The 26,256-nt window shown below is 63.8% G+C and carries 27 protein-coding genes; 15 read left to right on the forward strand and 12 right to left on the reverse strand.

Annotated features, from left to right (window positions below; all coding sequences use genetic code 11):
* The first annotated feature begins 1 nt into the window (after position 1).
* From AC5STB_RS19680 to AC5STB_RS19715, 8 genes are all read left to right on the forward strand, one after another.
* Positions 2–661 carry a hypothetical protein gene (locus tag AC5STB_RS19680; protein WP_495444460.1) on the forward strand — a complete coding sequence of 220 codons (660 nt, stop codon included), beginning with the start codon at positions 2–4 and terminating at the stop codon, positions 659–661.
* A gap of 358 nt (positions 662–1,019) precedes the next feature.
* Positions 1,020–2,540: an amidophosphoribosyltransferase gene (gene purF, locus AC5STB_RS19685; RefSeq protein WP_495444461.1), complete on the forward strand. Its 1,521-nt coding sequence runs from the start codon at positions 1,020–1,022 to the stop codon at positions 2,538–2,540.
* A gap of 101 nt (positions 2,541–2,641) precedes the next feature.
* Entirely contained in the window at positions 2,642–3,229 is a 588-nt protein-coding gene (locus tag AC5STB_RS19690) for a DUF2199 domain-containing protein (protein ID WP_495444462.1), read from the forward strand.
* Positions 3,230–3,424: 195 nt separating this feature from the next.
* Entirely contained in the window at positions 3,425–3,685 is a 261-nt protein-coding gene (locus AC5STB_RS19695) for a hypothetical protein (protein WP_495444463.1), read from the forward strand.
* 115 nt (positions 3,686–3,800) lie between these two features.
* The gene (locus AC5STB_RS19700; protein ID WP_495444464.1) at positions 3,801–4,448 is read left to right on the forward strand and encodes an SDR family NAD(P)-dependent oxidoreductase; all 648 of its coding nucleotides are present in this window, start codon (positions 3,801–3,803) and stop codon (positions 4,446–4,448) included.
* Between the two features lie 155 nt (positions 4,449–4,603).
* A complete protein-coding gene (gene surE, locus AC5STB_RS19705) occupies positions 4,604–5,398 on the forward strand; it encodes a 5'/3'-nucleotidase SurE (protein ID WP_495444465.1) in 795 nt (264 codons plus the stop codon).
* A complete protein-coding gene (locus AC5STB_RS19710; protein ID WP_495444466.1) occupies positions 5,395–6,042 on the forward strand; it encodes a protein-L-isoaspartate(D-aspartate) O-methyltransferase in 648 nt (215 codons plus the stop codon). The genes surE and AC5STB_RS19710 overlap by 4 nt, the downstream gene beginning before the upstream one ends.
* 102 nt (positions 6,043–6,144) lie before the next feature.
* Positions 6,145–7,374 (forward strand): peptidoglycan DD-metalloendopeptidase family protein, encoded by a 1,230-nt coding sequence (locus AC5STB_RS19715; protein ID WP_495444467.1) that lies wholly within the window; start codon positions 6,145–6,147, stop codon positions 7,372–7,374.
* Positions 7,375–7,517: 143 nt separating this feature from the next.
* On the opposite strand, the gene AC5STB_RS19720 is transcribed toward AC5STB_RS19715, so the two are convergent.
* Positions 7,518–8,360, reverse strand: a complete 843-nt coding sequence (locus tag AC5STB_RS19720) for an ATP-binding protein (RefSeq protein WP_495444468.1) — start codon at positions 8,358–8,360, stop codon at positions 7,518–7,520.
* Between the two features lie 108 nt (positions 8,361–8,468).
* Between AC5STB_RS19720 and AC5STB_RS19725 the strand changes: the two genes are divergently transcribed.
* A complete protein-coding gene (locus AC5STB_RS19725; RefSeq protein WP_495444469.1) occupies positions 8,469–9,092 on the forward strand; it encodes a hypothetical protein in 624 nt (207 codons plus the stop codon).
* Here AC5STB_RS19725 and AC5STB_RS19730 read toward each other — a convergent pair.
* Positions 9,055–9,246 carry a hypothetical protein gene (locus AC5STB_RS19730; RefSeq protein WP_495444470.1) on the reverse strand — a complete coding sequence of 64 codons (192 nt, stop codon included), beginning with the start codon at positions 9,244–9,246 and terminating at the stop codon, positions 9,055–9,057. The two genes, AC5STB_RS19725 and AC5STB_RS19730, sit on opposite strands and share 38 nt — an antisense overlap.
* A 28-nt stretch (positions 9,247–9,274) precedes the next feature.
* Here AC5STB_RS19730 and AC5STB_RS19735 point away from each other — a divergent pair, with 28 nt between their 5' ends.
* Entirely contained in the window at positions 9,275–9,625 is a 351-nt protein-coding gene (locus tag AC5STB_RS19735) for an adenylate/guanylate cyclase domain-containing protein (protein WP_495444471.1), read from the forward strand.
* Positions 9,626–9,692: 67 nt separating this feature from the next.
* Here AC5STB_RS19735 and AC5STB_RS19740 read toward each other — a convergent pair whose 3' ends face one another.
* The 4 genes from AC5STB_RS19740 to AC5STB_RS19755 all read right to left on the reverse strand — a co-directional run bounded on the left by AC5STB_RS19740 (position 9,693) and on the right by AC5STB_RS19755 (position 13,755).
* Positions 9,693–10,334, reverse strand: coding sequence for a hypothetical protein (locus tag AC5STB_RS19740; RefSeq protein WP_495444472.1), 642 nt, complete (start codon positions 10,332–10,334; stop codon positions 9,693–9,695).
* A 332-nt stretch (positions 10,335–10,666) separates the two neighbouring features.
* Complete coding sequence (locus AC5STB_RS19745) at positions 10,667–12,184, reverse strand: tripartite tricarboxylate transporter permease (protein ID WP_495444473.1); 1,518 nt, start codon at positions 12,182–12,184, stop codon at positions 10,667–10,669.
* A gap of 1 nt (position 12,185) precedes the next feature.
* The gene (locus AC5STB_RS19750) at positions 12,186–12,680 is read right to left on the reverse strand and encodes a tripartite tricarboxylate transporter TctB family protein (RefSeq protein ID WP_495444474.1); all 495 of its coding nucleotides are present in this window, start codon (positions 12,678–12,680) and stop codon (positions 12,186–12,188) included.
* Positions 12,681–12,771: 91 nt separating this feature from the next.
* Positions 12,772–13,755: a tripartite tricarboxylate transporter substrate binding protein gene (locus AC5STB_RS19755; protein ID WP_495444475.1), complete on the reverse strand. Its 984-nt coding sequence runs from the start codon at positions 13,753–13,755 to the stop codon at positions 12,772–12,774.
* A gap of 117 nt (positions 13,756–13,872) precedes the next feature.
* Between AC5STB_RS19755 and AC5STB_RS19760 the strand changes: the two genes are divergently transcribed.
* From AC5STB_RS19760 to AC5STB_RS19770, 3 genes are read left to right on the forward strand one after another with little or no spacing between them, the layout of a single operon-like run.
* Positions 13,873–14,538: a response regulator transcription factor gene (locus tag AC5STB_RS19760; protein WP_495444476.1), complete on the forward strand. Its 666-nt coding sequence runs from the start codon at positions 13,873–13,875 to the stop codon at positions 14,536–14,538.
* Positions 14,535–15,920: a sensor histidine kinase gene (locus tag AC5STB_RS19765; RefSeq protein WP_495444477.1), complete on the forward strand. Its 1,386-nt coding sequence runs from the start codon at positions 14,535–14,537 to the stop codon at positions 15,918–15,920. Before AC5STB_RS19760 ends, AC5STB_RS19765 begins: the two co-directional genes overlap by 4 nt.
* Complete coding sequence (locus AC5STB_RS19770) at positions 15,902–16,924, forward strand: ABC transporter substrate-binding protein (RefSeq protein ID WP_495444478.1); 1,023 nt, start codon at positions 15,902–15,904, stop codon at positions 16,922–16,924. The genes AC5STB_RS19765 and AC5STB_RS19770 overlap by 19 nt, the downstream gene beginning before the upstream one ends.
* Before the next feature lie 99 nt (positions 16,925–17,023).
* Here the strand turns inward: AC5STB_RS19770 and AC5STB_RS19775 are convergent, their stop codons facing one another.
* The 4 genes from AC5STB_RS19775 to AC5STB_RS19790 all read right to left on the reverse strand — a co-directional run bounded on the left by AC5STB_RS19775 (position 17,024) and on the right by AC5STB_RS19790 (position 22,815).
* On the reverse strand, positions 17,024–20,443 hold the full coding sequence (locus tag AC5STB_RS19775) for a Calx-beta domain-containing protein (protein ID WP_495444479.1): 3,420 nt from the start codon (positions 20,441–20,443) through the stop codon (positions 17,024–17,026).
* 777 nt (positions 20,444–21,220) lie between these two features.
* Positions 21,221–22,120 (reverse strand): twin-arginine translocase subunit TatC, encoded by a 900-nt coding sequence (gene tatC / locus AC5STB_RS19780; RefSeq protein WP_495444480.1) that lies wholly within the window; start codon positions 22,118–22,120, stop codon positions 21,221–21,223.
* Positions 22,117–22,593: a Sec-independent protein translocase protein TatB gene (gene tatB, locus AC5STB_RS19785; protein WP_495444481.1), complete on the reverse strand. Its 477-nt coding sequence runs from the start codon at positions 22,591–22,593 to the stop codon at positions 22,117–22,119. Before tatB ends, tatC begins: the two co-directional genes overlap by 4 nt.
* A 6-nt stretch (positions 22,594–22,599) precedes the next feature.
* The gene (locus AC5STB_RS19790) at positions 22,600–22,815 is read right to left on the reverse strand and encodes a twin-arginine translocase TatA/TatE family subunit (RefSeq protein ID WP_495444482.1); all 216 of its coding nucleotides are present in this window, start codon (positions 22,813–22,815) and stop codon (positions 22,600–22,602) included.
* A 226-nt stretch (positions 22,816–23,041) separates the two neighbouring features.
* Here AC5STB_RS19790 and AC5STB_RS19795 point away from each other — a divergent pair, with 226 nt between their 5' ends.
* Both AC5STB_RS19795 and AC5STB_RS19800 read left to right on the forward strand, forming a co-directional pair.
* Positions 23,042–23,350: a hypothetical protein gene (locus AC5STB_RS19795; RefSeq protein ID WP_495444483.1), complete on the forward strand. Its 309-nt coding sequence runs from the start codon at positions 23,042–23,044 to the stop codon at positions 23,348–23,350.
* A 101-nt stretch (positions 23,351–23,451) separates the two neighbouring features.
* Positions 23,452–24,132 (forward strand): helix-turn-helix transcriptional regulator, encoded by a 681-nt coding sequence (locus AC5STB_RS19800; protein WP_495444484.1) that lies wholly within the window; start codon positions 23,452–23,454, stop codon positions 24,130–24,132.
* 62 nt (positions 24,133–24,194) lie between these two features.
* Here AC5STB_RS19800 and AC5STB_RS19805 read toward each other — a convergent pair whose 3' ends face one another.
* Both AC5STB_RS19805 and AC5STB_RS19810 read right to left on the reverse strand, forming a co-directional pair.
* Positions 24,195–25,046 (reverse strand): GNAT family N-acetyltransferase, encoded by an 852-nt coding sequence (locus tag AC5STB_RS19805; RefSeq protein ID WP_495444485.1) that lies wholly within the window; start codon positions 25,044–25,046, stop codon positions 24,195–24,197.
* Between the two features lie 42 nt (positions 25,047–25,088).
* Positions 25,089–26,195 carry an ABC transporter ATP-binding protein gene (locus AC5STB_RS19810; protein ID WP_495444486.1) on the reverse strand — a complete coding sequence of 369 codons (1,107 nt, stop codon included), beginning with the start codon at positions 26,193–26,195 and terminating at the stop codon, positions 25,089–25,091.
* Between the last annotated feature and the right edge of the window lie 61 nt (positions 26,196–26,256).

Consider the following 26,256-nt stretch of genomic DNA (forward strand, 5'->3'; position numbering starts at 1 on the left):
CGTGGCAGAGATCAGCACGGCGGCGGCCCTGTGGGGGGCCGTTGCGCTTTCGGGCGTGTATCACGGTGTGAACCCCGGCATGGGCTGGCCGCTGGCGGTCTCAGCCGCGCTGATGGACCGGTCGCAGGGCAGCCTGTGGCGGGCGCTGGCCGCGCTGGCGGCGGGGCATCTGCTGGCAATGGCGGCGGTGCTGTTTCCATTCTCGGCGCTGCTGGTGCTGGCAGAGTGGCAGCGCGAGATCCAGATCGGCGCCGCCTGCCTGGTGATTGCGCTGGGGCTGTACCTTTTGTGGAACCGCCGCCACCCGCGTATGCTGGCGCGGGTGCCGCCGTCGCGGCTGGCGCTGTGGTCGTTCCTGGCGGCGATGGCGCACGGCGCCGGGCTGATGCTGGTGCCGATCTACCTGGGGATATGCGCCACGGTGGAATTCGGCACGGGCCACGCCGCCGCAGGGGCGCTGATGACTGGCAGCGCGGGCATCGCCGCGCTGGTGGCCGTGGCGCATACGCTGGCGATGACGCTGGCGGGCGGCGCGATGGCCTTTGGCATCTATCACTGGCTGGGGCTGAAGTTCCTGTCCAGGGGCTGGTTCAACCTGGATCTGGTCTGGGCTTTGAGCCTGGTCCTGGTCGGCGCGGTGTCACTGCTGACGCTGCATTGATGCGGGCAGCCTGGGCAGGCCAGCACAGTTGCCCGCCCTATTGCCGCAGCGCAGAAGGGAAATGTGATCCTTTGATGACAGACGCAGCGAAAGCCTCTATGTGAGGGCGCGAACAGGAAACGGATTCGGAGCCACACCGCCTTGCCGCTGCTGCAGACGCTGCCCGCCTGCCCTTGTGGACCTGACCTGATGCGCTTGGCACCGGGGATCAGAGCTGCAACCGGCCATCAGGCTCCGGACGTATTGCCGGCAAGCTGCTGTGGTGCCTCCAGAATGGCGCGGGCGCGGAAAAATGCGCTAGACTGCCGCCACCACCGCTTCCATCAGCTATCGACCTAATCGGGATTGGAGCCAGCCAATGTGCGGGATTTTGGGGATCGCAAGCCGGGACACAGAAGTCTTTGCAGAGATATATGACGGGCTTTTGATGCTGCAGCACCGCGGTCAGGACGCCTCGGGTATCGTAACCTACACCGGCGAGTTCTTCCGCGAGCGCAAGGCAAACGGGCTGGTCAAGGATGTGTTCGGCCCCGCCGACGCGGACACCCTGACTGGACGCGTCGGCATGGGCCATGTGCGCTACCCCACCGCAGGCTCGCTCAGCGCGGCAGAGGCGCAGCCGTTCTTTGTGAACGCGCCTTACGGCATCTATCTGGTCCACAACGGCAATATCACCAACACCGCCGAGCAGCGCGAGAAAGTGACCGGCAAATACAGCCGTCACCTGCGCACCACCTCGGATTCGGAAATTCTGCTGAACGTGCTGGCCGACAAGGTCGCCGATGCGATCAAGGTCAATGGTAATGCCGAGCCGATCCGCAACATCTTTGCCGGTGTGAAGATGACGATGGAGCGGGTGCAGGGCGCCTATTCGGTGCTGTGCATGATTGCCGGTGTCGGCATGCTGGCCTTCCGCGATCCGCATGGCATCCGTCCGCTGTCGCTGGGCAAGCGCCCGGCGCAGGGCGACGGCGACGATTACTGCATTGCGTCTGAGGACGTGGCATTCGGCATCAACGGTTTTGAAAAAGTCCGCGATGTGAAACCCGGCGAAGCGGTGCTGATCGACCTGGACGGCAAGCTGCATACCTTCCAGGCGGTCGAGGGCAAACTGACCCCCTGCATTTTCGAATATGTCTACTTGGCGCGCCCGGACTCGATGATGGACGGCGTGTCCGTCTACAAGACCCAGCTGCGCATGGGCCAGGCACTGGCCAAGCAGATCCAGGAGTCAGGCCTGGAAATCGACAGCATCATCCCGGTGCCTGATTCGGCCCGCCCCGTGGCGCTGGAAGTCGCCAACTCCACCGGCATCCGCTACCGCGAGGGGCTGGTGAAGAACCGCTATGTGGGCCGCACCTTCATTATGCCGGGCCAGGCAGAGCGGCAGAAATCGGTGCGCCGCAAACTGAACGCGATCCCGCTGGAGTTCAAGGACCGCAACGTGCTGCTGATCGACGATTCGATCGTGCGCGGAAACACCATCAAGAAGATCGTGCAGATGTGCCGCGAAGCCGGCGCCAAGAAGGTCTATATCGCCTCTGCCTCGCCGCCGGTGAAATACCCGAATGTCTATGGCATCGACATGCCGACCAAGCACGAGCTGATCGCAAACGGCCTCAGCATCGAGGAAATCCGCGACGAGCTGGGTGCGGATGCGCTGTTCTACCAGAAGCTCGATGACCTGATCTGGGCGGCGCAGGAAGGCAACCCGGACATCCAGGGTTTTGACTGCTCCTGCTTTGACGGCAACTACATCACCGGCGTCACCGGTGAATACCTGGCCGCACTGGAAGGCAGCAGCCGCGTCAGCGCCAAGATCCAGGACATGCCGGCCCCCGGCGCCTCGTGGAACGCGTCCAAACTGGCCACTGGCTGAGGCTCCGCCAACAGGGGTTTGAACTTCCGTCCGCATCCGCGTATGAGGGCCGGGAATTCTGTATGGAAAGGCGCTGGCCATGACGGCCCGCGCCTTTTCCTATGCTCCTGACGAAAGGCCTCCCTTTGGACGCGCATCTTGCCCGCATGCTGACCTCCCCGCGCCAGTGCCGCTGCTGCGGCGCGACGTTTGCGCAATTGCTCAGCCTCAGCTGCGACCGGCCCGATATCTGCTCCGAGGATATGGAGGTAGAGGACAACTCTGCGGTGCTGGCCACCCGCGGCGACATCCTGACCGAGGATTTCTGCCGCCTTGGCGAACTGCGCTTTGTCCGCGCGGTGCTGGCGATTCCGCTGTCCGGCACCCGCGGCGAGGAGTTCATCCTGGGCACCTGGGCCAGCCTCAGCCGGGATGATTTCGACGCCTATCTCGATCTCTTCGAGATGCGCGAGACCGAAAACCTGGGCGACCGCCCTGCCTGGCTGGCCAATGCCATCCCGCCGGATATGCCGATGCCTGCGGGCTGCATGCTGGAAATGCGCCCCGGCGGCCAGTATCCGGAGCTGAAGGTCACCGAGCAGAACCACCCGCTTTACCCCCTGCAAAAGGACGGCGCCGCGCTGGAGGAGCTGCTGGAGCTGCTCTATGCCTATGGCCACGACCTGCCATCCCTGGTGTTTGACGCCTGAGGACTGAGGACTGAGGACTGAGGACTGAGGACTGACGCGAAGCCCGGCGCGAGACCTGGCGCACGCACCCTGACGCGGGTCATCGGCGGTCCTCCTCTCAGCCTGCTGCGGCTTTCCGCCGAGACCCGGTTCGCCTCCTTGAAACACCTGCGCCGACACGCCAGATGCCATCCGGATCAACGAAGGACGGACAAGATGGCGAACGATCAGACCTCCGCCAAAGTGGCAGGGCTGGCAACCCAGCCCAACGCGGTGAACCGCAGCAACTTGAGCCTGCTGGGCATCTACGGGCCGGAAAACAGCATGACCGCACTGGTTCGCCTGCCCTCCGGGCGCACCCGCGCTGTGACCCGCGGCACCCGCCTGTCGCAGGGCCAGGTTATCGCCGTCGACATGCACGGTCTGGTGCTGAACCAGCGCGGCGAAACCAAGCGCCTGGTGGTGCCGGGCAGCTGACAACGCCGCGTTCAGCGCAAATTTCCTGAAAGAAAATTGCCAGGAATTTTCGAAAATTCCTGGGCCGGGCCGCCGCCCCTTGACCTGCCCGCGCGGGCAGCCCAAGAAGGCGGCCATGACAGACAAAATCGCTCTCATCACCGGTGCATCGCGCGGCTTGGGCTCGGCCCTGGCCGAGGCGCTTGCGCCCACCCATCACATTGTTGCCGTCGCCCGCACCACCGGCGCGCTGGAAGAGCTGGACGACCGCATCAAGGCGGCGGGCGGCTCTGCCACTCTGGCGCCGATGGACATCACCGTGCCAGAAGCGATGGCGACGCTCTGCCGCGGCATCCATGACCGCTGGGGCAAGCTGGACCTGTGGCTGCACACCGCGATCCATGCCACTGCGCTGTGCCCGGCACCGTCGGTTGCGCCCAAGGACTGGACCAAGGCCGTGGCGATCAATGCCACTGCCGCCTCTGTGCTGATCCCCTACGTGGCGCCGCTGCTGGGTCAGTCAGGCCGTGCAGTGTTCTTTGACGACCCGCGCGCAGGCGAAAAATTCTACGGCACCTATGGCGCCACAAAGGCGGCGCAGATGGCGCTGGCCCGCAGCTGGCAGGCTGAGACCGCGCGCACCGGCCCCGTGGTGAAAATCCTGGAGCCGCAGCCGATGGCCACTGCGCTGCGCGCCCGTTTCCACCCGGGCGAGGACCGCGATGCGCTGACCCCGATCCAGGACGAGGTCGCGCGCCTCCTGCCGCTGATCCTGGCGGACTGACGCCTGAGACCGGCGCCGGTGCATTCCGGCGCCTCCCGCCTGTTGCCTCCCTGCCCCGCTTTGCGGCGGATGCGGCTTCTCCTTGCGAAAACCTTGCCCCCTTCTGGCACAGGTCCTATTCAATCGAAAACCCGGTTGAAGACGGCAGGCACCCCATGCGCATTCTGATCACCAATGACGACGGCATCAGCGCCGAAGGGCTGAAGGTTCTGGACGCCATCGCCCATGAGGTTGCAGGCCCGGATGGCGAGGTCTGGACCGTGGCGCCCGCGTTCGAGCAGTCCGGCGTCGGCCACTGCATCAGCTACACCCGCCCCACCATGCTCAGCCAGCTTGGCGCGCGCCGCTTTGCCGCTGAGGGCTCGCCCGCCGACTGCGTGCTGGCGGGCATTCACGTGGCAATGCATGGCGCAAAACCGGACCTGGTGCTGTCCGGCGTGAACCGCGGCAACAACTCGGCTGAAAATGCGCTTTATTCCGGCACTCTGGGCGGCGCGATGGAGGCCGCACTGCAGGGCATCCCGGCGATGGCCCTGTCGCAATATTACGGCCCCGCCAACCGCGAGACCGAAAACCCGTTCGAAGCCGCTGCAGTGCATGGCGCAGCTCTGGTCAATAAGATCCTCGCGGCCCAGCCGCAGGACAGCCAGGACTACCGGCTGTTTTACAACATCAACTTTCCGCCGGTGCCCGCGGCAGATGTAAAAGGCGCCCGCGTTGCCCCCCAGGGCTTCCGCCGCGGCACTCATTTTACGGCCGAGGAGCAGCTGTCGCCCACCGGCCGCCGCTGCCTGTGGATCCGCGGCGGCAACCAGCATGTGGAGACCGCCCCCGGCTCTGACGCGGCGGTGAACCTGGATGGCTATATCTCTGCCACCCCGATGCGCGCCGATCTGACCGCGCGGGACGCCATGGAGGCGCTGAAAGCGATTGAGAGCACCGGCGCATGAGCGGGCCCGACGCGCAAACCAAGATGCAGTTCCTGTTTTCCGTGCGCTCGCGCGGGGTGACCGACCAGCGGGTGCTGGAAGCGATCGAAGAGATCGACCGCGGGCTGTTCGTGCGCGGCATCTTCTCAGAACGCGCCTATGAGGACGTGCCGCTGCCGATCGCCTGCGGCCAGACCATCTCGCAGCCCTCTGTCGTCGGCATGATGACCCAGGCGCTGCAGATCAGCCCCCGCGACACGGTGCTGGAGGTCGGCACCGGCTCCGGCTACCAGGCGGCGATCCTCTCGAAACTGGCGCGCCGGGTCTATACCATCGACCGCCACGCCCGGCTGGTGCGCGAGGCGCGGGCCGTCTTTGACCAGCTGCAGCTTTCCAATGTGACCTCGCTGGTGGGCGACGGCAGCCACGGCCTTAGCGAACAGGCGCCCTTTGACCGCATTATCGTGACGGCGGCAGCCGAGGACCCGCCCGGCCCGCTGCTGGCGCAGCTTAAGACCGGCGGCGTCATGGTGCTGCCGGTGGGCCAGTCCGACCACGTGCAGACCCTGATCCGGGTGCGCAAGACCGGCGACGGGCTGGAGTATGACGAACTGCGCCCGGTCCGGTTTGTGCCCCTGCTTGAGGGTCTGGGGAAAGACACGTAAACTGGCGGCGGAATTCAGCGCATGTGCCAACCGCATGGGCTATAGTGATTGACGCGAGAGAATCCCCGCGAAAAAGGGGAACCGTGTTTTGAGGAGAGCGACATGACCCGGACCCCCCACTCCCGGACCGCATTCCGCGGGCTGCCCCGTGCTCGGCTGCTGGCCCTGCTGCCGCTGGCCGGGGTGCTGGCTGCCTGCCAGGGCCCGCTGGATTACGACCTGCGCGGCCAGCTTGGCGCTTTCAACACCACCAACGCGGCCCAGTCCGCCACCGCCAGCCGCCCGTCCCCCGATGCCCGCGGGCTGATCACATACCCCTCCTACCAGGTCGCAGTGGCCCAGCGCGGCGACACGGTTGCCGACGTGGCCGCCCGCATCGGCCTGCCGCCGCAAGACGTCGCCCGCTTCAACGGCATGCAGGCCGGCGACAAGATGCGCCAGGGCGAGGTTCTGGCGCTGCCGCGGCGCGCGCCCGGCAGCCTGCCCGGAGGCGGCACCCCCGGATCAGTGGATATCGCCACCCTGGCGGGCCAGGCCATCGATACCGCACCGCTCACCTCCCCGAACCCCGGGTCGGTGACGACCACCGAAATCCAGCCCACCCCCCAGCCGCAGCCCGCCCGCGTGCAGGCCGGGCCTGAACCGGTGCGCCACAAGGTGAAGCGGGGCGAGACCGCCTATACCATTTCGCGGCTGTATCAGGTGCCAGTGAAGTCGCTGGCGGAGTGGAACGGCCTGGGCAGCGATTTTGCGGTGCGCGAAGGCCAGTTCCTGCTGATCCCGCTGAAAGAGGAACCGGCGGCCCGGCTGGCCCCGGCGGCAGCGCCCGTGGTGGTGACCGAGCCGGGCAGCGGGTCCGAGACCCCGGTGCCGCCCAGCGCCAGCAAACCGCTGCCGGAGGAACAGGTCACACCGGCTGCGGTCAAGCCCGCCGCTGAGACCCTGCCCAAGCCGAAGCTGCCGGCCCCCACCCGTGCCAGCAGCGCAGCCATGGACTATCCGGTGCAGGGTAAAATCATCAAGACCTACTCCAAAGGCCGCAATGACGGCATCGACATTGCCGGCACGGCCGGTGCGCCGGTGAATGCGGCCGAAGCCGGCACCGTGGCGGCGATCACCAAAGATTCCAGCAACGTGCCGATCGTGGTGATCCGCCACAGCCAGAAGCTGCTGACGGTTTACCAGAACGTCGACAACATCACCGTGAAAAAGGGTGAAAGCGTGGCCCGCGGCCAGCGCATCGCGTCGCTGCGCGGCGGTGACGACGCCTATGTGCATTTCGAAGTGCGCGACGGATTTGAGAGCATCGACCCGCTGAACTACCTGAACTGACAGCGGCAAGTCTCTGTTAATAAAGAAAAGCCCGACTGTTTGGCCGGGCTTTTTTGTTGCACAGGGCACATCCGGGCCCGGACCAGGGCGAAGCCGCCAGCCCAGCGCCTGCCGCTTGCAGGACGCCGCTGTGTCTCAGTGCCTTAGCGCAGCGCCACCCCGTGCCGCCCGGCCAGATCGGTGAAGAACTGCCAGGCCACCCGGCCTGAGCGCGCGCCGCGGGTGGCCTGCCATTCAACCGCCTCGGCGCGCAGCTCTTCGGCGTCCACGGTGACGCCATACGCCGCGCAATAGCCCTCGATCATCATCAGGTACTCGTCCTGATCACAGGGATGGAACCCGAGCCACAGACCAAACCGGTCACTGAGTGACACCTTCTCCTCCACCGCCTCCGACGGGTTGATGGCACTGGAGCGTTCGTTTTCGATCATGTCCCGCGGCATCAGGTGGCGGCGGTTGGAGGTGGCGTAGAACACCACGTTTTCCGGCCGCCCCTCGATGCCGCCGTCCAGCACCGCCTTGAGGCTCTTGTAGTGCTGGTCGTCATGGCTGAACGACAGGTCGTCGCAGAACAGGATGAACCGGTGCTCCGAGCCGCGCAGGTGGTTCAACAGCCGCGCCACCGACGGCAGATCCTCGCGCTGCAGCTCCACCAGTTTCAGATCCGGGTGATCCGCCGCCAGCGCACCGTGCACGGCCTTCACCAGGCTCGACTTCCCCATCCCCCGCGCGCCCCACAACAGCGCGTTGTTGGCGGCAAACCCTTGCGCGAACCGGCGGGTGTTTTCCAGCAGCGTATCGCGGGAGCGGTTGATGCCAACCAGAAGATCCAGATCGACCCGGTTCACCGCCTCCACCGGCTCCAGCCGCTCCGGCCCCACATGCCAGACAAAGGCGCTGGCGGCGTTGAAATCAGGGGGTTCCAAAGGCGCAGGCGACATCCGCTCCAGCGCCTCGGCAATGCGGGTCAATGCGATCTGGTCCATAGGGTGCCTCCATCCGTCAGTTGCCGGTTTTCAAAGCATGTTCAGGGGCAAGCGGCAAGGGGGAGACAGCATCTGTTCGGAAGCGGGCATTCAGGCTAGCCTAGTGAGATGGCCCTCTTAACCGAACTCTCCGACTGGATGATCACCGAAGGCCGCTGCTGCGGCGATCCGGTCAAGGTCGTGTCGCACTACTGCACAGCCCTGAAGGAGGCCGGTGTGCCGCTGTGGCGCGTCAACATCGGCCAGCGGTTTGCAAACCCGCTGCTGATTGCCTGGGGCATTGTGTGGACGCCCGAAGGCGCAGAAAGTTACGACGTCACCCATGATGTGATGCTGACAGACAGCTACGTCGGCAGTTCGTTCGAGTACATTCTGACCCACCACCGCCCGCTGCACAAAAGCCTGCGCGCGCTTGACCCTGAGACGGACCATATTTCCTATCAGGAGTTCGCGGAGCGCGGCGGCACCGACTACTATGCAACACTGCTGCACTACGGCGACGGGTCGCTGCACGGCTGCACCTTTGTCACACAGCCGGACAGCGGGTTCACTGCGGAAAACCTGGCGATGATAGAAGCTTCCCTGCCCGGCCTCTCCTCTGCGCTGGAACCTGTCACCATGCGCAAGTCGTCGCGCAGCCTGTTGCGGACCTATCTTGGGGCTGGACCTTCGGACGCTGTCTGGAATGGCTCCATCACGCGCGGCGCTGGAGGCTGTGGTCATGTTCACTGACCTGCGCGGCTTCACCGCCCTGTCTGTCAGCGCCAGCGAGGAAGAGGTGTTTGAGGCCCTCAACACCTATTTTGACGTGGTTGTGCAGGCGGTTGAGGAAGCGGGCGGCGATGTCCTGAAGTTCATGGCCGACGGTATTCTGTCCATCTTCCATGCGCTGACGGGAACAGCCGGCCGGACCAGTGCAGGCCGCAAAGGCTGCGCAAAAAGCGCTTGCCGGGCTTGCCGCAGCAAACATCGCCCGCGCGGAAACTGGCAGGGCGCCGCTGGAGATCGGTATCGGCATAAACGCGGGCCTGGTCAGCTATGGCAACATCGGCAGTTCAGGCAGGCTGGATTTCACGGTGCTCGGCGCCGCGGTCAACCTGGCAAGCCGGATCGAAGGCCTGACAAAACCGGCAGGGCACTCCGTCCTCGCATCCTCAGCCGTCGCCGCGGCTGCGCCCGATTTATTCGCAAGCTGCGGCCGCCACAGCCTCCGCGGTGTTTCCGGTCCGGTGGAGGTTTTCTTCCTGCGCGGTGCCGCGGCATAGAAAGACGCGCCCGATCAGGCACGCCATTCTGTTTCATGCCATCTCCAGCCTGTTCGCTCTTGCCGCCTCAATCCGCTGCGAAACAGTAGAAATAGCCGTTTCCGCCGGTCGCGCGCAGATTTTCGGCGCTGCAGCCGCGGGAGTTATGGGCGGCGTTCCAGGACGTGTTGCCGCCGCCGTGGCGGTCGTGGTGGCCGACCGTGGCCGAACCCTCGCCGTTAGAGGTCCAGTTCGAGCAGGTCTTGTCCCCTTCCTGCCAGGGGAAGTAGGCGGTGCCGTCTTCTTGCGTGCCAGTCAGAATGTCGTGCTCATTCGGATCATCGCCGCGGCCCTTAATGCGGTTGCCGTTCTCATCCACTGCGGTGCGGGTATAAAGATTGGGCATGATGTGCAACTGGTCCAGATCCACGGCAATCAGCTCGCCGTTGGCGTTGTACCAAGGGCCGGTGCCGATACGCGAGCGGGCAGAGACGCCGCGTTGGCCCTCTTCCTGGGTGCTAAGATAGGCGCGCCAGGTGCGGCCCGTGGAGCCAGCCGCCTCTGCGAGGCTGGCGCAATGGGCATCCGCGCCTTCGAGGCCGCCCAGATTGCCGCCGTCGCCAAGACCAACCGAGGTCACAAAGAACCCCATTGGCGGGTCTTCGGCATAGGACGCAGACGCCAGCGCGCAGGCGGCTGTGCAGGTCAGGACAGCGAGAAACTTGTTCATGGAAACCTCCCTTTCTCCAGGACTGGCCGCAGGATGCCGCATGGGGCGGGGCAATGATATGCCGGCAGGCGGCGTTTCACGAAAGCGTGTTGGGCGGGTGGCGCGACGGATTGACCGGGTTCCAAGGCGGGGGGACAACTAAGCTATTGAAACGGTGACGGGCAGCAAAGCGGGACGGTGCCGCCTGTTGCAGCCGCGGCCAATCCATCTGCGGAAAGCGTCAGCGCTTCCTTGCCCCTGCCGCAGCCGCCATTCGGCGGCGCAGGATCAACGGTGTTCTGAAACGGTTTTGGAAATGAAAATGGGAGGCCGAAGCCTCCCATTTGCTGCGTTCAGTCTGCGTCAGCAGCGCCTTCTGCCCGCAGCCGGGCACGCCGGGCGCGGTAACTGGGAAAAACCATCAGGATGATGGCCAGGGCCAGGAGCCCCAGGGTCATCGGCCGCTCCAGAAGGAACCCGAGCCCGTCATAAAGCTGCATGGAACGGGCAAAGTTGTCCTCCAGCATCGCGCCAAGGATAAAGCCGATCAGCAGGGGCGCCAGCGGGTAGTCAGCAAACCGCAGCACCGTCGCGCAGATGCCCAGCCCGACCAGGATAAGCAGTTCTGTGGCGTTGTTCTGGCCGATGTAGGCCCCCATCAGGGTGAAGAACAGGATGAAGGGGATCAGGTAGTTGCGCGGCACTGCCAGCACCTTGGCGATATAGGGGATCAGCGGCAGGTTCAGGATCAGCAGGATCAGGTTGCCCAGATACATCGAGATGATCACCGCCCAGAAGATCTGCGGCTCATCCACCATCAGCCGCGGCCCCGGCGAAACATTCAGCGCAATCAGCGCGCCCAGCAGGATCGCCGTGGTGCCGGAGCCGGGGATGCCCAAGGTCAGCAGCGGCACAAAAGAGCCGGTGCAGGCGGCGTTGTTGGCGCTCTCCGGCGCGGCCAGGCCCTTGACCGAACCCTTGCCGAATTGCGCCTGCTCTTCTTTGGAGGCGATGTTGCGCTCCACCGCATAGCCGAGGAAGGAGGCAATGGTGGCCCCTGCGCCTGGCAGCACGCCGATCAGGAACCCTTGGATCGACTGGCGGCCGATGACCGGGGTGATCGCCTTTGCCTCCTCTTTGGAAATGCGCAGGTCCTTGATTTCGCTGCTCTCCCCGCCCGAGCTGGAGCGGGAGGGGTCCAGCACCAGATACATCGCCTCTGGCAGGGCAAACATGGCCATCGCCAGGGTGATGAAGCCAAAGCCCGACTGCAGGTCCATGACACCCATGGTGAAGCGGGGCATGTTGAACAGCGCGCCTTCGCCGACCGTGGCCATGATCAGCCCCAGCAGGGTCATCAGCAGCGCCTTCCCGACCTGGCCGGAGCCTGCAAAGGCGGCAATCGCCGAAAGCCCCACGACCATCAGCGCAAAATATTCAGCCGAGTGGAACAGCAGCGCCACGGTTGCCAGCGCAGGGGCAAAGATCATCAGCAGGATGGCCCCGATGGTGCCGCCCGAGAAGGAGGCGATGGCGGCGACCGTCAGCGCCTTGCCGGCCTTGCCCTGGCGCGCCAGCGGATAACCGTCGAAGGAGGTCGCCACGGTTGAGGCGACACCCGGCGCGTTGATCAGGATAGACGAGGTGGAACCGCCAAAGATCGCGCCGTAGTAGACACCCGCCAGCAGGATCAGCGCAGCCGAGGGATCGCCGATGGAGATCGCCACCGGGATCATGATGGAGATGATCGACATCGGCCCCAGTCCCGGCAGCATTCCGATGAATGTGCCGATCAGGCAGCCGCCGATGACCATCAGCAGATTGGTGAGGGAAAAGGCGGTTCCAAGCCCGACCATGATGCCTTCGAGCATGTCAGCCTCCGTTCGTCAGAATTGCGGGCCAGGGGCTGAGAAAGATCCCCAGCACTTGCTGCACCAGATACCAGACCACGCCTGCGGCTCCCGCAGCGACCGGCAGCAGAATGTGCAGCTTGCGCTCACCCAGCAGGCAGGCGCCCGCAACGAGAAAGCCAGTTGTCGCCGGCAGAAACCCTGCAGGCCGCAGCAGCAGCGCATAGGCGGCCATCAGCCCCAGCAGAGACAGCGCCTGACCCAGATTGTAGTCCGTCAGCCGCCGGTAGTTGATGTCCATCGGTTCGCGGCTGCCTGCGCTTTTTTCCAGTCCCAGCAACACATAGAGCGAGACAAGAACCGCCATGACCGACAGGATCTTGGGAAACGTGCTCGGCCAGATCGGGTTGCGTTTCATGAACGGCGGCAGCGCTGCGTCCATGGTGAAAAACGCCGCATAGCCGTAGGCGAGGCAGATCAACAGGATGACCAGGGCAATCCAGCGGTCAAGTGCCATGTCCTCCTCCTTTGATTTTGGGATTTGCTGGCTTCCGGTTTAGGCCGCCCGGCAGGAAACCGTGCCGCGAAGCCGCGGCACGGCTGATGCGTTACAGGAAGCCAAGCTTCTTCATCAGATCGCCGATGGCCTGTTCCTGGCCTTCCAGAAAACTGCGGAAGTCATCGCCGGAATTGTGGATGTTCACCCAGCCATTGCGGGACCGCACCTCTTCCCATTCTGCCGTTGTGTACATTTTCTCCAGCGCTGTCTGATACGCGGCCAGCTTGTCCTCGGGCAGGCCTGGCGCCGCAAAGAAACCGCGCCAGTTGACGAATGTGGTGTCCAGGCCCTGCTCCTTCATCGTTGGGGCATCCGGGTAGCTGTCGACGCGCTCTTCTGAGGTGACGCCGATGATCTTCACTTCACCCGCATTTGCCAGGTCGATGGCCTCGGAAAACCCGGTGCTGAGCGCGGCGATCTCACCGGACAGCAGCGCTGCCATGGCCTTGCCGCCCGCATCATAGGGAATGTACTTCACAGCCGTCGGGTCTTCGCCTGCGGCCTCCATCACCATGGCTGCAACCAGATGATCCATCCCGCCCGGCACCGAACCGCCGCCAACGGCTGTTGCCCGCGGGTCCGCCTTGTAGGCCGCCAGCAGGTCCTCCATTGAATTGATCGGGCTGTCCTTGCCGACCACCAAGGCCGCGTAATCACCGATGGTGCCTGCGACGAGTGTCAGGTCGCGGAAATTCTGCGGGAACACTCCGGTCAGTGAACGGATCACAATGGGGGTGGAGTTCACCATCAGCGTGCCGTGATGGCTGCCGGCGTTTTCGATCAGGTAGCCGATGGCCTTGCCGCCGCCGCCCCCCGACATGTTCTCATAAGACGCCTTGCCGACCAGCCCAGCGGCGGTGAGCGCTTCGCCGGTGCCGCGGGCCGTGCCGTCCCAGCCCCCGCCGGCGCCGCCCGGAATCAGAAAGTGGATGCTGTCCAGCACCTGTTCTTCCGCCTGTGCCGGTGCGCCAAACGCCAGCGCTGCCGCCGCCGCCGCAATCGCGGCCCGTCGCGTCAGGGTCCATTTGATCATTGTGTCCTCCCATTTGACAAATTGCGGTCGCGCCGCCCATGACTGAAAGAGAGCACAGTAAGCTGACATGGACCTGTCACGGGCCTGTCAGGAACAGCATGGAAAGGACCCGGAACCATGCGCTTCCTTCTGGTTGAGGACAATCACAGCCTGGCAAACGCCATCCTGGACCGGCTGCGGCTTGATGGCCATGTCGTGGACCATGCAGCAGACGTCAGCACCGCCTTTGCATTTTCCGACACCACTGATTACGATTTGATTTTATTGGATATTATGCTTCCAGACGGGGATGGGCGCAGCTTTCTGAAAACCCATCGCGAGAACCGGAAAGAGACCCCCGTCATCGTCCTAACCGCGCGTTCCGAAGTGTCGGACCGGGTCGGGATGCTGGACCTCGGGGCCGACGATTACATCACCAAGCCATTCGACTTTTCGGAGCTTGAGGCCCGTTGCCGGGCAGTGCTGCGGCGGCGTGGCGGCGGCAGCTCCAACCTGCGGCGATTCGGGAGCCTGCAGTTCGATCCGATGGCAGGCACGGTTTCTGCCGGTGGCAAAATAACGGCGCTGCGCAACAAGGAATTGCGTCTTCTGGAGGTGTTTCTGAACGCGCCGGACCGGATTTTACCCAAATCGAAACTGGTGGACCGCCTGTTTTCCTATGACGAACACGTCTCGGAAAACGCAATCGAAGTCTATGTAGCCCGGTTGCGCAAGCATTTGGCAGGGTCCGGCGTGCAGATCACGACGGTGCGCGGGCTTGGCTACCGGCTTTCGCTGGAATGAGCGCCGGGGTCAACCTCAGCGGCTCGATCCGCCGCCGGCTGCTGGCTCAGCTTGTCGGAAGCGCCGCGCTTTTGGCGGCACTGCTGTTCTTTGCCGTTCTCGGCTTCGTCCGCAACGTCGCAGAAGAAAGCCACGACCGGATCCTGCTTGCCTCGGCAACATCCATTCTCGACTCCGTGTCTGTTCAGTCCGGCGGGATCACTGCCGATGTTCCCTATGCGGCCCTGTCCATGCTGGGCAATGTCAGCGACGACCGGGTGTTTTACCGGATCGCCAGCCCCGGCGGCGTTCTAACCGGGTATCCGGATCTGCCGGCAGGCCAGGCACCGGTCCGGCCCGGCCAGCCGCAATTCGAAACCGTCGAATACAAATCAGAAAGCATCCGGGCTGTTACCCTGTCGCGCCGTTTGTCCGTAAAGGGGGCGCCGGTCCCGGTGCAAGTCTCGGTCGCCCAAACCCGGTCGGGCCAGGCGGCACTGCTGGAACGGCTGTCCTGGTCGGCGCTATACATCGGCGCCGGTTTTTTTGTGCTGGCCTCCGCGCTGGCCTTCTGGTCGGCGCAGTCCAGTATCAAACCGCTCCGGTCGCTCACTGAAGCAATTTCCCGGCGCGGCCCGAAAGACCTGCGCCCGGTCACCCGTCCGGTGCCCTCTGAAATGTCCCCGCTGGTGTCTTCCCTCAACAGCTTTATCAGCCGGCTGCAAACCTCGCTGGCCCGGTCCGAAGACTTCATCGCTGAAGCCGCGCACCGGGTGCGCACGCCGCTGGCTACGGTTCGCACCCAGGCCGAAGTCACGCTGCTGCGGGTGGAAGAAGAGAACAACCGGGCCAGCCTGCGCGAAATGATCCGAGCCATTGACGAAAGCTCCCGCGCCGCCGGGCAGCTGCTGGATCACGCCATGGTGTCGTTCCGCACGGACAGCCTGGCGCAGGAAGAGGTCAATTTGACCGATCTCGCCTGGGATCTGACCGAACGGCTGCAGCCGGTGGCCGAGCTGAAGGACATTGCCCTGCATTTTGAGAGCGGCAGCCCTGCAAAAACAACAGGCGACAGCATTCTGCTGCAAAACGCGGTCCGCAATATCCTGGACAATGCCATCAAATACTCCGCGGAGGACAGCCGGATCTGGGTTCGTGTGTCCGGATCCAGCGGCCACAGCTGCATAGAAATCGAAGATCAGGCTGGCGGGTTCGGAGACGAGGACACTGAGGCACTGACCCGCCGGTTCGTCCGCGGCGCCAATGCCACCGGCACTATCGGGTCCGGTCTGGGGCTGACAATCGCCCGCGAAGTCGCTGAGGCCCACGGCGGAACACTGAAAATTGAAAGCAGCAAAACAGGAGCCGGCGCTTGCGTAATGCTATGTTTTCCCTTGCCCTGACCCTTCTTGCTTTTGCCGGGCAGGCCGCGTCCGGGTTTGAAGTTGAAGAACGGCACTGGATCGGACCGCCAGACGGTGCGCCGCTGCGGGTGATTTCGACCACCGACACTGAAATTCTGGCCCCGCTGATCGAAAGCTACCTGCAGGACCATCCCGGGATTGCGGTGGAATACACGGTTGCCAACAGCGGCGAGGTGATGAAAGCAATCCTGGAAGGCGATGAGAAGTTCGATGTTGCTTTGTCTTCGGCCATGGACCTGCAAACCAAACTGGCAAACGACGGTTTCACCCTGCCGCACCGCTCCGCCGCAACTGCTTTGGTTCCGCAGTGGGGGGAATGGCGAAGCCATGTATTTGCGGTTTCGCTGGAGCCTGCGTCAATCGTGCTCTCTGCGGCAGCATTTTCCGGCGGCAGCCAGCCGCGCACGCGCCAGGATCTGATTGCCTTGCTGCGCGCACAGCCAGAGCGGTTCCACGGCAAAGTCGCCACCTATGATGTGTCGCTCAGCGGTCTGGGGTACCTCTTTGCGACACAGGATGCCCGCACTTCGGAAACCTATTGGCGCCTGATGGAAGTGCTGGGCAGCCTGGAGCCTCGGTTGCTCTGCTGTTCTGCCAGTATGATAGAACGTGTCGCCTCAGGTGAGATCCTGATGGCTTACAATGTTCTTGGCAGCTATGCGCGGGCGCGGCGGGACTTGGCAGACAAGATTATTGTCGTGGATCCCGAAGACTATACGCACCTGATGATGCGGTCTGCGGTTCTGCTGAAAGGCAGCGCCCAGCCGGAGCTTGCCAAGACCTTTGTGGATCATCTGATTACCGCGGCCTGGTCGCAGCCGCCGGCCGCCGATTACCCCTTCAGCAAGCCGCCGGTTGCGTTTGTCGATACCGCAAGCCCGGCACGGCCCATCCAACTGGGTCCGGGCCTGCTGGTCTATCAGGACACCGAAAAACGCCGGCGCTTTTTAGAAGAATGGTTCAGCGCCGTGCGCAAAAAGTAGGCCGCCTGCCCGCCTCCCTCCTCTTCGGGTTCCAGAGCCGGAAGACAGCAGCACCGGCTGAGGATGCGGAATCTGCTCCGGCCGTCACTCATCAGGCTCTCACAGCAGCAGGTCTTGGCCTCCAAAAATGTTCAACCCGTCAAGGTCGATTGTCATCTCAGCATCCAGGTCGCTGTCCAGATTGATCTCCAGAAGCGAACGGTCCGTGTCGTATCTGACTTCAGCCGCACCTGTGAATTCCTGATCCCGGCCAATCCAAGACAGGGCCTGGAACCCCGCCGTGTCCTGATCGCCGTCAATTCCGCTGAGGTTGACCTTGTCGCCCTGCTGCCTGCTGAAATCAGTGATGGTATCCCGCTTGTTCGCACCAGGGCCGGAATGCCCGGTGTTGAAAACAAACTCATCCGCGCCGCGCCCGCCAGTCAGAGTATCCGCTGCCGAACCGCCGATCAGGCTGTCGCCTCCGTTACCGCCAAGCAGAACATCTTTTCCGGCGCGCCCCAGCAGCGTGTCACCGCCCTTGCCGCCGATCAGCTGGTCGCTGCCCTTGCCGCCGTCCAGCCGGTCGGCACCGCCAAAACCGATAAGCCTGTCAGCGCCGCCCAGCCCAAAGATGCCCTCAGGCCCGCCAGTGCCCCTAAGCACGTCGTTCTGCCCGGTGCCTTTGATATCATCGTCAAGGATCTGCGCCCTGGCTCTTAAAACACTGCTGTCTGGATTCAGCGTGGCCGGGAAGCTGCCTGTCCTCAGCAACAGCGAAAACGCCTCTGTCCCTTCGGCACGGTAGTCCGGCAGCAGCTCCACATTGACCGCAGCCCTGGTTTGGCCCGGTTCAAAGGTGAGAACACCCTTGGTTTCCACGTAATCACTACCGGCCGTGGCAGAGTTGTCCTTGGTTGTGTACCGGATTTTCTGCGTCTCGCTGAAGGGATCGGACAGGGCAATCTCAAAAACCGCAAACCGGCCGCCGCCCGCGGGTTCCTCTGCCTGGGTTGCCGTCACCTGAATTGTCCGGTCCAGGTTCACCCCGTCATCGTCCAGGATGAAGGCCGAACTGCGCAGCACCTTGCCCCCGCCCGCAAATTCCGCCCCGGAAAGGCCGGACAATTTAATACCGAAGCTTTCATCGCTTTCGATGATGTTGTCATGCAGAACCCGCACCTCAACAGTTTTCGAGGTTTCGCCGGGGGCAAAGACCAGAGTATCGGAAAAGGCTGGGAAATCGACGCCTGCGGCGGCCGATCCTGAAACCGAACTGTAGTCCACTTCGACTGTATCAGCTGAGGGTTTCGAAAGGGTCAGGGTAAACACCACTGTGCCGCCGAAACCCGATCCGATGCTTTCGACTGCATCAGCTGAAGAAACAGACAGCACCGGCCGCTTGCCAGCCCCGTCGTCATCCAGGATGGTTGCGGTGCCCACCAGCCCTTCGGCAGTGCTGCCAAGGTCGCTGGTCGGGGTCACCGCCAATTGAAAGAACTCAGACGGCTCGACCGTCCTGTCACCCGTCAGCTCCACCTCGACCACCGCTTTGGTCTGGCCAGGGGCAAAGCGCAGCTTGCCGCTTTGCGCTGTGTAATCGTCACCGGCCACGGCGCTGCCGTCCAGCGTCGTGTAGTCGAACACCAGCATGCTGGCGGCCGGATCTGAAATCTGCACTTCGAACAACGCACTGCGGGCGCCGCCGCGGCCCTCCACGATCACCGGCGAAGAGACCATAAGAGCGCGGTCCAGATTGGCGCCATCGTCGTCCAGGATGAAAGCATCTGCGCGCAAAACCTTGGACTTACCCGCAAAGATCCCCCCTGCCGGATCGAACAGCTCTATGCCAAAGCTCTCGTCGGTTTCGGTGACGCTGTCATGCCGGACCCGCACCTCGACTGTTTTCGAGGTTTCGCCAGGGGCAAAGACCACCGTGCCATCGAAGCCGGGATAGTCGATATCTTCATCTGCGGACCCGGCCCGCGACCGGTAATGCACTTCTACAGTGTCCGCCGAAGGTTTCGACAGGGTGATTGTAAACACCGCAGTGCCGCCGAAACCCGATCCGATGCTTTCCACCGCATTCGCCGCAGCCAGCGAGATCACCGGCTGGGTGCTGCCGTCATTATCCAGAATCGTTGCCGTTCCCGTCAGCCCCTTGGCCGAGGCGCCAAGCCCGCTGCCCGGGGTGACTGACAGATGGAAAAACTCGCTCAGCTCCACCGCCTTGTCGCCGGTCAGCTCAACCTCGACAACCGTTTTGGTCTGGCCGGGGGCAAACCGCAGGGTGCCGCTTTGCGCCACATAATCCTCACCCGCTGTGGCACTGCCGTTCCGGGTTGCATAGTCGAATTCAAGCAGCGTCGGAGACGCTTCCGAAATCTGCACTTCGAACAGCGCGCTGCGGGCGCCACCGTTGCCCTCGGAAATCACCGGGGACGAGACCGTCAGCGCACGGTCAACCCCGGCACCGTCGTCATCAAGGATAAATGCAGAGGCACGCAGCACCTTGGCCTTGCCGGCAAAGGCCGCGCCGCTGGGATCGAACAGCTCAATGCCGAAATCCTCATCCGTTTCATCCACGCTGTCATGCGAGACCCGCACTTCGATTTTCTGCACGGTTTCGCCCGGGGCAAAAGTCACTGAGCCGTCAAATGCAGGAAAATCAATGTCCGCATCGGCAGCGCCGGACAGCGACCGGTAGTTCACCGTGACCGCATCTGCTGAAGGACGCGACAGCATCAGCGTAAAGACAACAATTCCGCCAAACCCTGAGCCGATGCTCTCAACCGCATCCGCCGACGCCAGCGACAGCAGCGGCTGGCCGCCGCCGCCGTCATTGTCCAGTATGGTGGCAGTCCCTGCGAGCCCTTCAGCGGTTCCGGCAAGGCTGGCATCGGGGCTGACGATCAAATGGAAGAACTCGGACGGCTCAATCGCTTTGTCGCCCTTCAGGTCGACCCTGACAGTTTTTTCCGTCTGCCCCGGCTGAAAGGTCACGCTGCCTGACTTCGCCACATAGTCCTCGCCTGCCGTGGCGCTGCCATCTTCGGTCCGGTAGTCCAGCGTGATGCTGGAGGCTGAAGGTTCCGACAGGCGGATGGTGAAGTCCGCCTTTTGGGTGCCGCCGTTCGCCTCTGTGATCACCGGCGAGGAGACAAAGACAGCGCGGTCCAGCCCCGCGCCGTCGTCATCCAGCACAAAGGCGGTCTGCCGCAGCACCGCCGCACGCCCCGCGAAGGACGCGCCGCTGGGGTTGAACAGCTCCAGGGCAAACCCCTCGTCGGTCTCGTCGAGCGCGTCGTGCCGGACCCGGAATTCGACCGTCTGGGTATCCTCGCCCGGTGCAAACGTGATGGTCCCGTCCTCCTGCGGGTAATCGATATGCTCGTCCGCGCTGCCGCCCAGGGTGCGGTACTGAACCGTCACCACATCAGCGGGCACCTCGGACAAGGTTACCGTGAAGGTCACGAACCCGCCAAAACCGGATCCCACGCTTTCGATTGCGTCTGCAGATGTGATGCTGATCGTCGCCATAGTGTCCCCCTGTCGAACTGCACGGCCTGCATGGCGTGCGTATAGGACTGCCTCAGGCGTGCCGCGGCAGCGCAATCGCCGCCCCGCGGCAGACGCGGGCAGTCATTACTCCCCCATCACCGGGAAGCGGAACTGCGGGTGAACTTGGCGTTTTCCTGATAGGCGAACATACCCGACCCCGGCCGCCAAAGCCGCACGGAAATCGCGGTTGCATGCTTACACAAATATCAAGGCAAACCTGCCCTGCGCAGGCCCTGCCCATGGCCGGAACCATTACCCTCCCCAAATACCCCACAGAACAGCAACATCAAACAAGGGAGATAGTGCGGCAACGATAAGACCCTGCGGTTGATCGTGTCAATAATCGCTGCCGGGAAAACGCGTGCTTGCCTGCATGTGCCGCCTATGCGCCCCCGGGATGCCGGCGCGGCCCAGGGTCCGCTTCACCGAACTGCCGCAGACCAGGCAAAAGAGAGCGTCCAGCGCAATGCGCGAACACGGGGCCGTCCTCAATGCGGTTGCGGCGAAGGTTCACTCCATCCCGCAACCTTTGGGTTGGGGCGCAAAATCTCACTGCGGCCAGCCAGAATGGCAGCTTTCATGCTGGCGCCGCAGCAAGGGCGGCTGCGCACATGCAGCGGCTTCCGCGCTGCGTGCACAGGCAGCTGGAACTTGCCGTCTCCGCAGCGGCCACACAGCAAACCAGCATTTTCACGCCAGCAAAAAAAAACGCGCCATTCCTGGCGCGTCTTTCCTCTTCGAACTGCTGCAAGCCTGCTAGCCCTTGCTGTCCTCGGCGTCAGCGGCCACCGGATCATCCGGATGCGCCTCCATCTCCATCTCGTCCTCATCATCATAGTAGCCTTCGGCGCGCAGTTTCGCCTCGCGCTTGGCTTCCACCCGGCGCACCAGAAAGATCGAAATCTCGTACAGCCCGTAAACCACCACAAACAGAATTACCTGGGTGATCACGTCCGGCGGCGTCACAAGTGCTGCCAGCACCAGAATCGCCACCACCGCGTACTTGCGGACCGAACCCAGGCCCTCGGCGCTGACCAGACCGGCCTTGCCCATCAGCGTCAGCAGAACCGGCAGCTGAAAGCACAGGCCGAAGGCCACAATGAACTTGATTGTCAGGTTCAGATATTCCTGGGCGGAGCCTTGGAACACCACGCTGAGACCCTGGTTCACCTCCTCGCCGACCACCGCCTCGCCGCCGGAGCCGAATTGCTGGAAGCCCAGAAAGAAGTCATAGGCCAGCGGCGTCACCACATAGAAGGCAAAGCTGGCCCCCAACAGGAACATAAAAGGCGAGGCCGCCAGAAACGGCAGAAACGCGCCTTTTTCGGACTTATACAATCCCGGCGCCACGAACCGCCACAGCTGGAAACCGATATAGGGGAACGCCAGAATGAATCCCCCCAGGAAGGAGATCTTGATCGCGACAAAGAAGCCCTCCTGCGGGCTGATGAAGATCAGCGCACAGTCCTGGCCGCTCTCGGCCAGCACCTCGCACAGGGGCGCGGTCAGAAAGTTGAACACCGGCGTCGCCACGGTGAAACAGATCACCATGCCGACGATGAAGGCCGCGACGGAATGGATCAGCCGGTTCCGCAGCTCGGCCAGATGCTCAATCAGCGGTGCGGTTGAGTCATCGATCTCATCCGTCTTGCTCATGACTTGGCCTCTTCTTCCTTCGCTGCCACAGGCTTCAGCGCCGCTTCAGCGGCGTCCGCCTTGGCCAGCGCTTCCTCAGCCTCGCGCGCCTTGCGCTCGGCGGCGGCGCGTGCTGTCGACGCCTGGATCTTCTTGGCATCTTCGGCGCGCTCCGCCGCCAGCTTGCCGGTTTCGCTGCCGGGGTCGTATTTGGCGGGATCAATCGACGACGCCATCTCCTGCGCTGCCTGCTTGACCCCGTCCATCGCGGTGCTCATCGGATTCGACGCCGCTTTCAGGCCCTTGGCCATGTCATTGACCCCGGCCTCATCCGCCGCGTCGTGCATTGCCCGGCTGAATTCGCGCGCCATCCCCTTGGCCTTGCCGACAAACCGCCCCACGTTGCGGAACAGCACCGGCAGGTCCTTGGGGCCGACAACGATCAGCGCGACAACGCCGATGACCAGCAGTTCGGTCCACCCAAGATCGAACATCCGCGCTTACGCCTTGTCTTTTTCGGCCTCGGGGGTCACGTCCTTGGCACCCTCTGCGGTGTCCTGCTCCAACTCCTTGGACCCTTCATTGATGCCTTTCTTGAACGAGGTGATGCCTTTGCCCACCTCGCCCATGAGCGAGGAAATCTTGCCGCGGCCGAACAGGACCAGAACCACGACGGCGATGAGCAGCAGGCCAGGCAGGCCGATATTGTTGAGCATGTAAGTCTCTCCTTGCTTGATCCGGCGCGAATTGGCGGCGCCGGTGGAATTAGTTGCTACGGGTTTAGCGCGGGCGGTGCTTTGAGCAAAAGCAACTCCGCGCCCTGAGCGCCCCCGCAAAGCGCGGTTTTTGCAGTTTTTGCCGCCGCCTCGCACCCAACTGACAGGTATATGTCAGTTGCAGGGCGGTAAATCCACCCCATCACACCACAACAGGAGAAACGTGATGAGCAAACATGTCGCCGAAATCGTGACCTTCAAACTGGCCGAGGGCGTGAGTCCCGCGGATTTCACCGCACTGATGCTGCGCACCGAAGGGTTCGTGCGCGCCCAGGACGGCTTTGTCACCCGTCAGCTAAGCCAGGGCGAAGACGGCAGCTGGGCCGACTACGTGGTCTGGAAGGACATGGCCACGGCGCAAAAGGTGGCGCAGACCTTCATGCAGCAGGAGTTTGCGCCTGAGGTGGCGGCGGCCCTTGCACCGGACAGCGCCAGCATGCGCCATGAAGAGGTGCAGTGGCAGATGGCGCCTTAAGCCTTCCGGGCTGTGCCTGACGACCGGAAACAAAGCAGGTTGCGCCTGCGGGCCGGGCGCAGCCCTTGACCTCCTGCCGCCACCGCGCAAAGGCTAGCCCCATGCGCCGCACCGACCGCCTTTTTGAAATCATCCAGATCCTGCGCGACGGGAAACTGCACCGCGCGCAGGACATTGCCGAACGGCTGGAGGTGTCCACCCGCACCATCTACCGCGACATGGACACGCTGGTGGCGTCCGGCGTGCCGGTGGAGGGGGAGCGCGGCGTCGGCTACATGGTGCGCGAGCAGATCAGCCTGCCGCCGCTGACCCTGACGCCGGAGGAACTGGAGGCGCTGAACCTCGGCATGGCCATCGTGGCAGAGGCCGCCGACCCGGACCTGAAGGCCGCGGCCCTGTCGCTGGCGGCCAAGGTGGACGCGGTGCTGCCGGAGCAGACCATAACCGAGGCCGAGGCGTGGAAATTTGCGGTCTACCCCTTCTCCGACGCCGCCCGCGCCCTTGCTCACATGCCGGCTTTGCGCGCGGCGATCAAAGCCCGCCAGAAGCTTCAGCTCAGCTACCGGCGCATTGATGGCACTCTGACAGACCGGAAAATCCGTCCCTTGCACATGGAATACTGGGGCCGTGTCTGGACCCTCACCGCCTGGTGCGAGACGCGCGGGGATTTCCGGGTGTTCCGGGTGGACCTGATCGAAGATGCCTCTGCCCTGCCCGAGCTGTTCGTGGACGAACCCGGCAAGCGGCTGCAGGACTATGATCCCTACGGGGACAAGGGCTAAGCTCCTTCATCTTGCTCAAAATACTCCGGGGGAGCCGCCAGCGGCGGCGGGGGCAGCGCCCCCTACCCCAGTTCGAATGTGGTCACACCGAAAATCAGACCCGTCTCCAGCTGCGGCGCTGTCCCGCGGTACATCCGGGCGGTCTCAAACACCGGATCCAGCCCCAGGCCGCGCGCCAGCTCCACCGCCGCAGTATGGGGGTCCGGCACATCCAGAAACACCTCCTGCCCGGCTGGCAGCTCCCGCAGCAGCCGCGCCAGCACCGTCTCGGCCGCCGGGCGCGACACCGCAACCAGCGGCCCGATCTTGCAGCCGCTGACGCAAGGGCGCAGCGTGCCGAAACCGGCAAGACTCCCGTCCCGGTACGCGGCAAAGGCGTGATGCCCCTCCGCCCCCAGCCACTGCTGCCAGAAGGTCCTGCGCGCCGCCGGAAAGACCCGGGCGTCCAGCGCCTCCAGCTCCGCCGCGGGGGCGGTCAGCGGCTGCAGATCAAACTCAGGCGAAACCTCCAGCCCGCCAGACGGCACCCCGCCAAAGCGGATATTGCGATAGGCAAGCTCAAAGCCGGAGCGGCGGTAATTCCCTTGCTGGTCCACCACCCCGTCAAGGCCGACAATCCGGCTCCCGGCGTGTTCCAGCGCTTTCTGCCACAAAGCATAGCCATACCCTTGGCCGCGATGCTCCGGCACAACGATATAGAAGCCGAGGAAGGAGAACGCCTGCCCGTAGTTCACAACCGAGATGCAGGCGATCATCTGCCCGTCCAGAAACCCGCCCCAGAACCCCTGCGGATCAACACAGGCAAAACACGCCGCATCCCGGTGGCCGGGGTTCCAGCCTTCGCGCGCGGCCCAGCCCGCGGCGGCCTGGATCTCTGCGCCGGACAGGGGCCTGATCTGATAGCTGCTTTGCATCTGCACCTCCGCTTTCCGCAGGCGCAGAATGCCCGTTAAATGTCAGGCAGGAAAGACAAAACAGCGGTTGCGGCGCACCGTCAGCCACATCACCCGGCCCTGTTCAGGCAGAAACACGTTGGGCACCGTCGCCTTCAGGATCGAACCGTCGAACTCCATCCGGAACTCCACCAGGCTCTCGCTGCCCAGAAAGCGCGCGCGCTCCACCACTGCCCGCGCCGGAACCCCGTCGCTGGGGGTCGGCAGCGGCCCCTGGCCGCCGCGGTCAAAGTCGATGCGCAGATGCTGCGGGCGGAACACGATCTCCACCGCGGTGCCATCCGCCACCCCGGGGGCAAGGAACTGCCCAAAGGCGGTGTCGGCCAGCGCGCCGCGCACCTCTGCCTGCAGCACGTTCACATCGCTGAAGAACGCCACCGCGGCCTTGTCCGCCGGGTGGGTATAGACGTTATAGGGCGCGCCCTGCTGCACAATCTTGCCACCGCGCATCAGCGCGATCTCATCGGCCATCCGCATCGCCTCTTCCGGCTCATGCGTGACCAGCAGAACGGCGGTATCCTCTTCCTTCAAAAGGCTCAGCGTCTCATCCCGGATGCCGTCACGCAGCCGGTTGTCGAGACCGGAGAACGGCTCATCCATCAGCATGATGCGAGGGCGCGGCGCAATCGCGCGGGCCAGCGCCACCCGCTGCTGCTCGCCGCCCGACAGCTGATGCGGGTAGCCGTCGATGAAACGTTTCAGCGACACCCGGTTCAGCAATTCCTCGACCCTGGCCCGTTTCTCATCCTTGCTGCCCTTCAGGCCAAAGCCGACGTTATCGGCGACGCTCAGGTGCGGGAACAGGGCAAAGTCCTGAAACATCAGCCCGATTTCACGCCGCTCCGGCGGCACCCGGAACACCGTGTCGCAGACCAGCTTGCCATCGACATAAATCTCGCCGCTGTCCTGCATCTCCACGCCCGCAATCATCCGCAGAGTGGTGGATTTGCCGCAGCCCGACGGGCCCAGCAGGCAGGTCACCTGCCCCGCCTGGATCTGCAGTGAAACGTCGTCCACCACCGCACGGCCTTCGAAGAAGCGCCGGATGTTGCGGATTTCCAGCCGCGGCGGGGCAATCGTGCGGCTGATGCCAGCAGGGGCAGTGTTCATGAGGCCTCGGGCTGTTTCCGATGAAAACGCTTGGGTTCACGCCGGGATAACAACCCTGCGG

This window comes from Leisingera sp. CC-HEC093 (genome assembly GCF_059429195.1).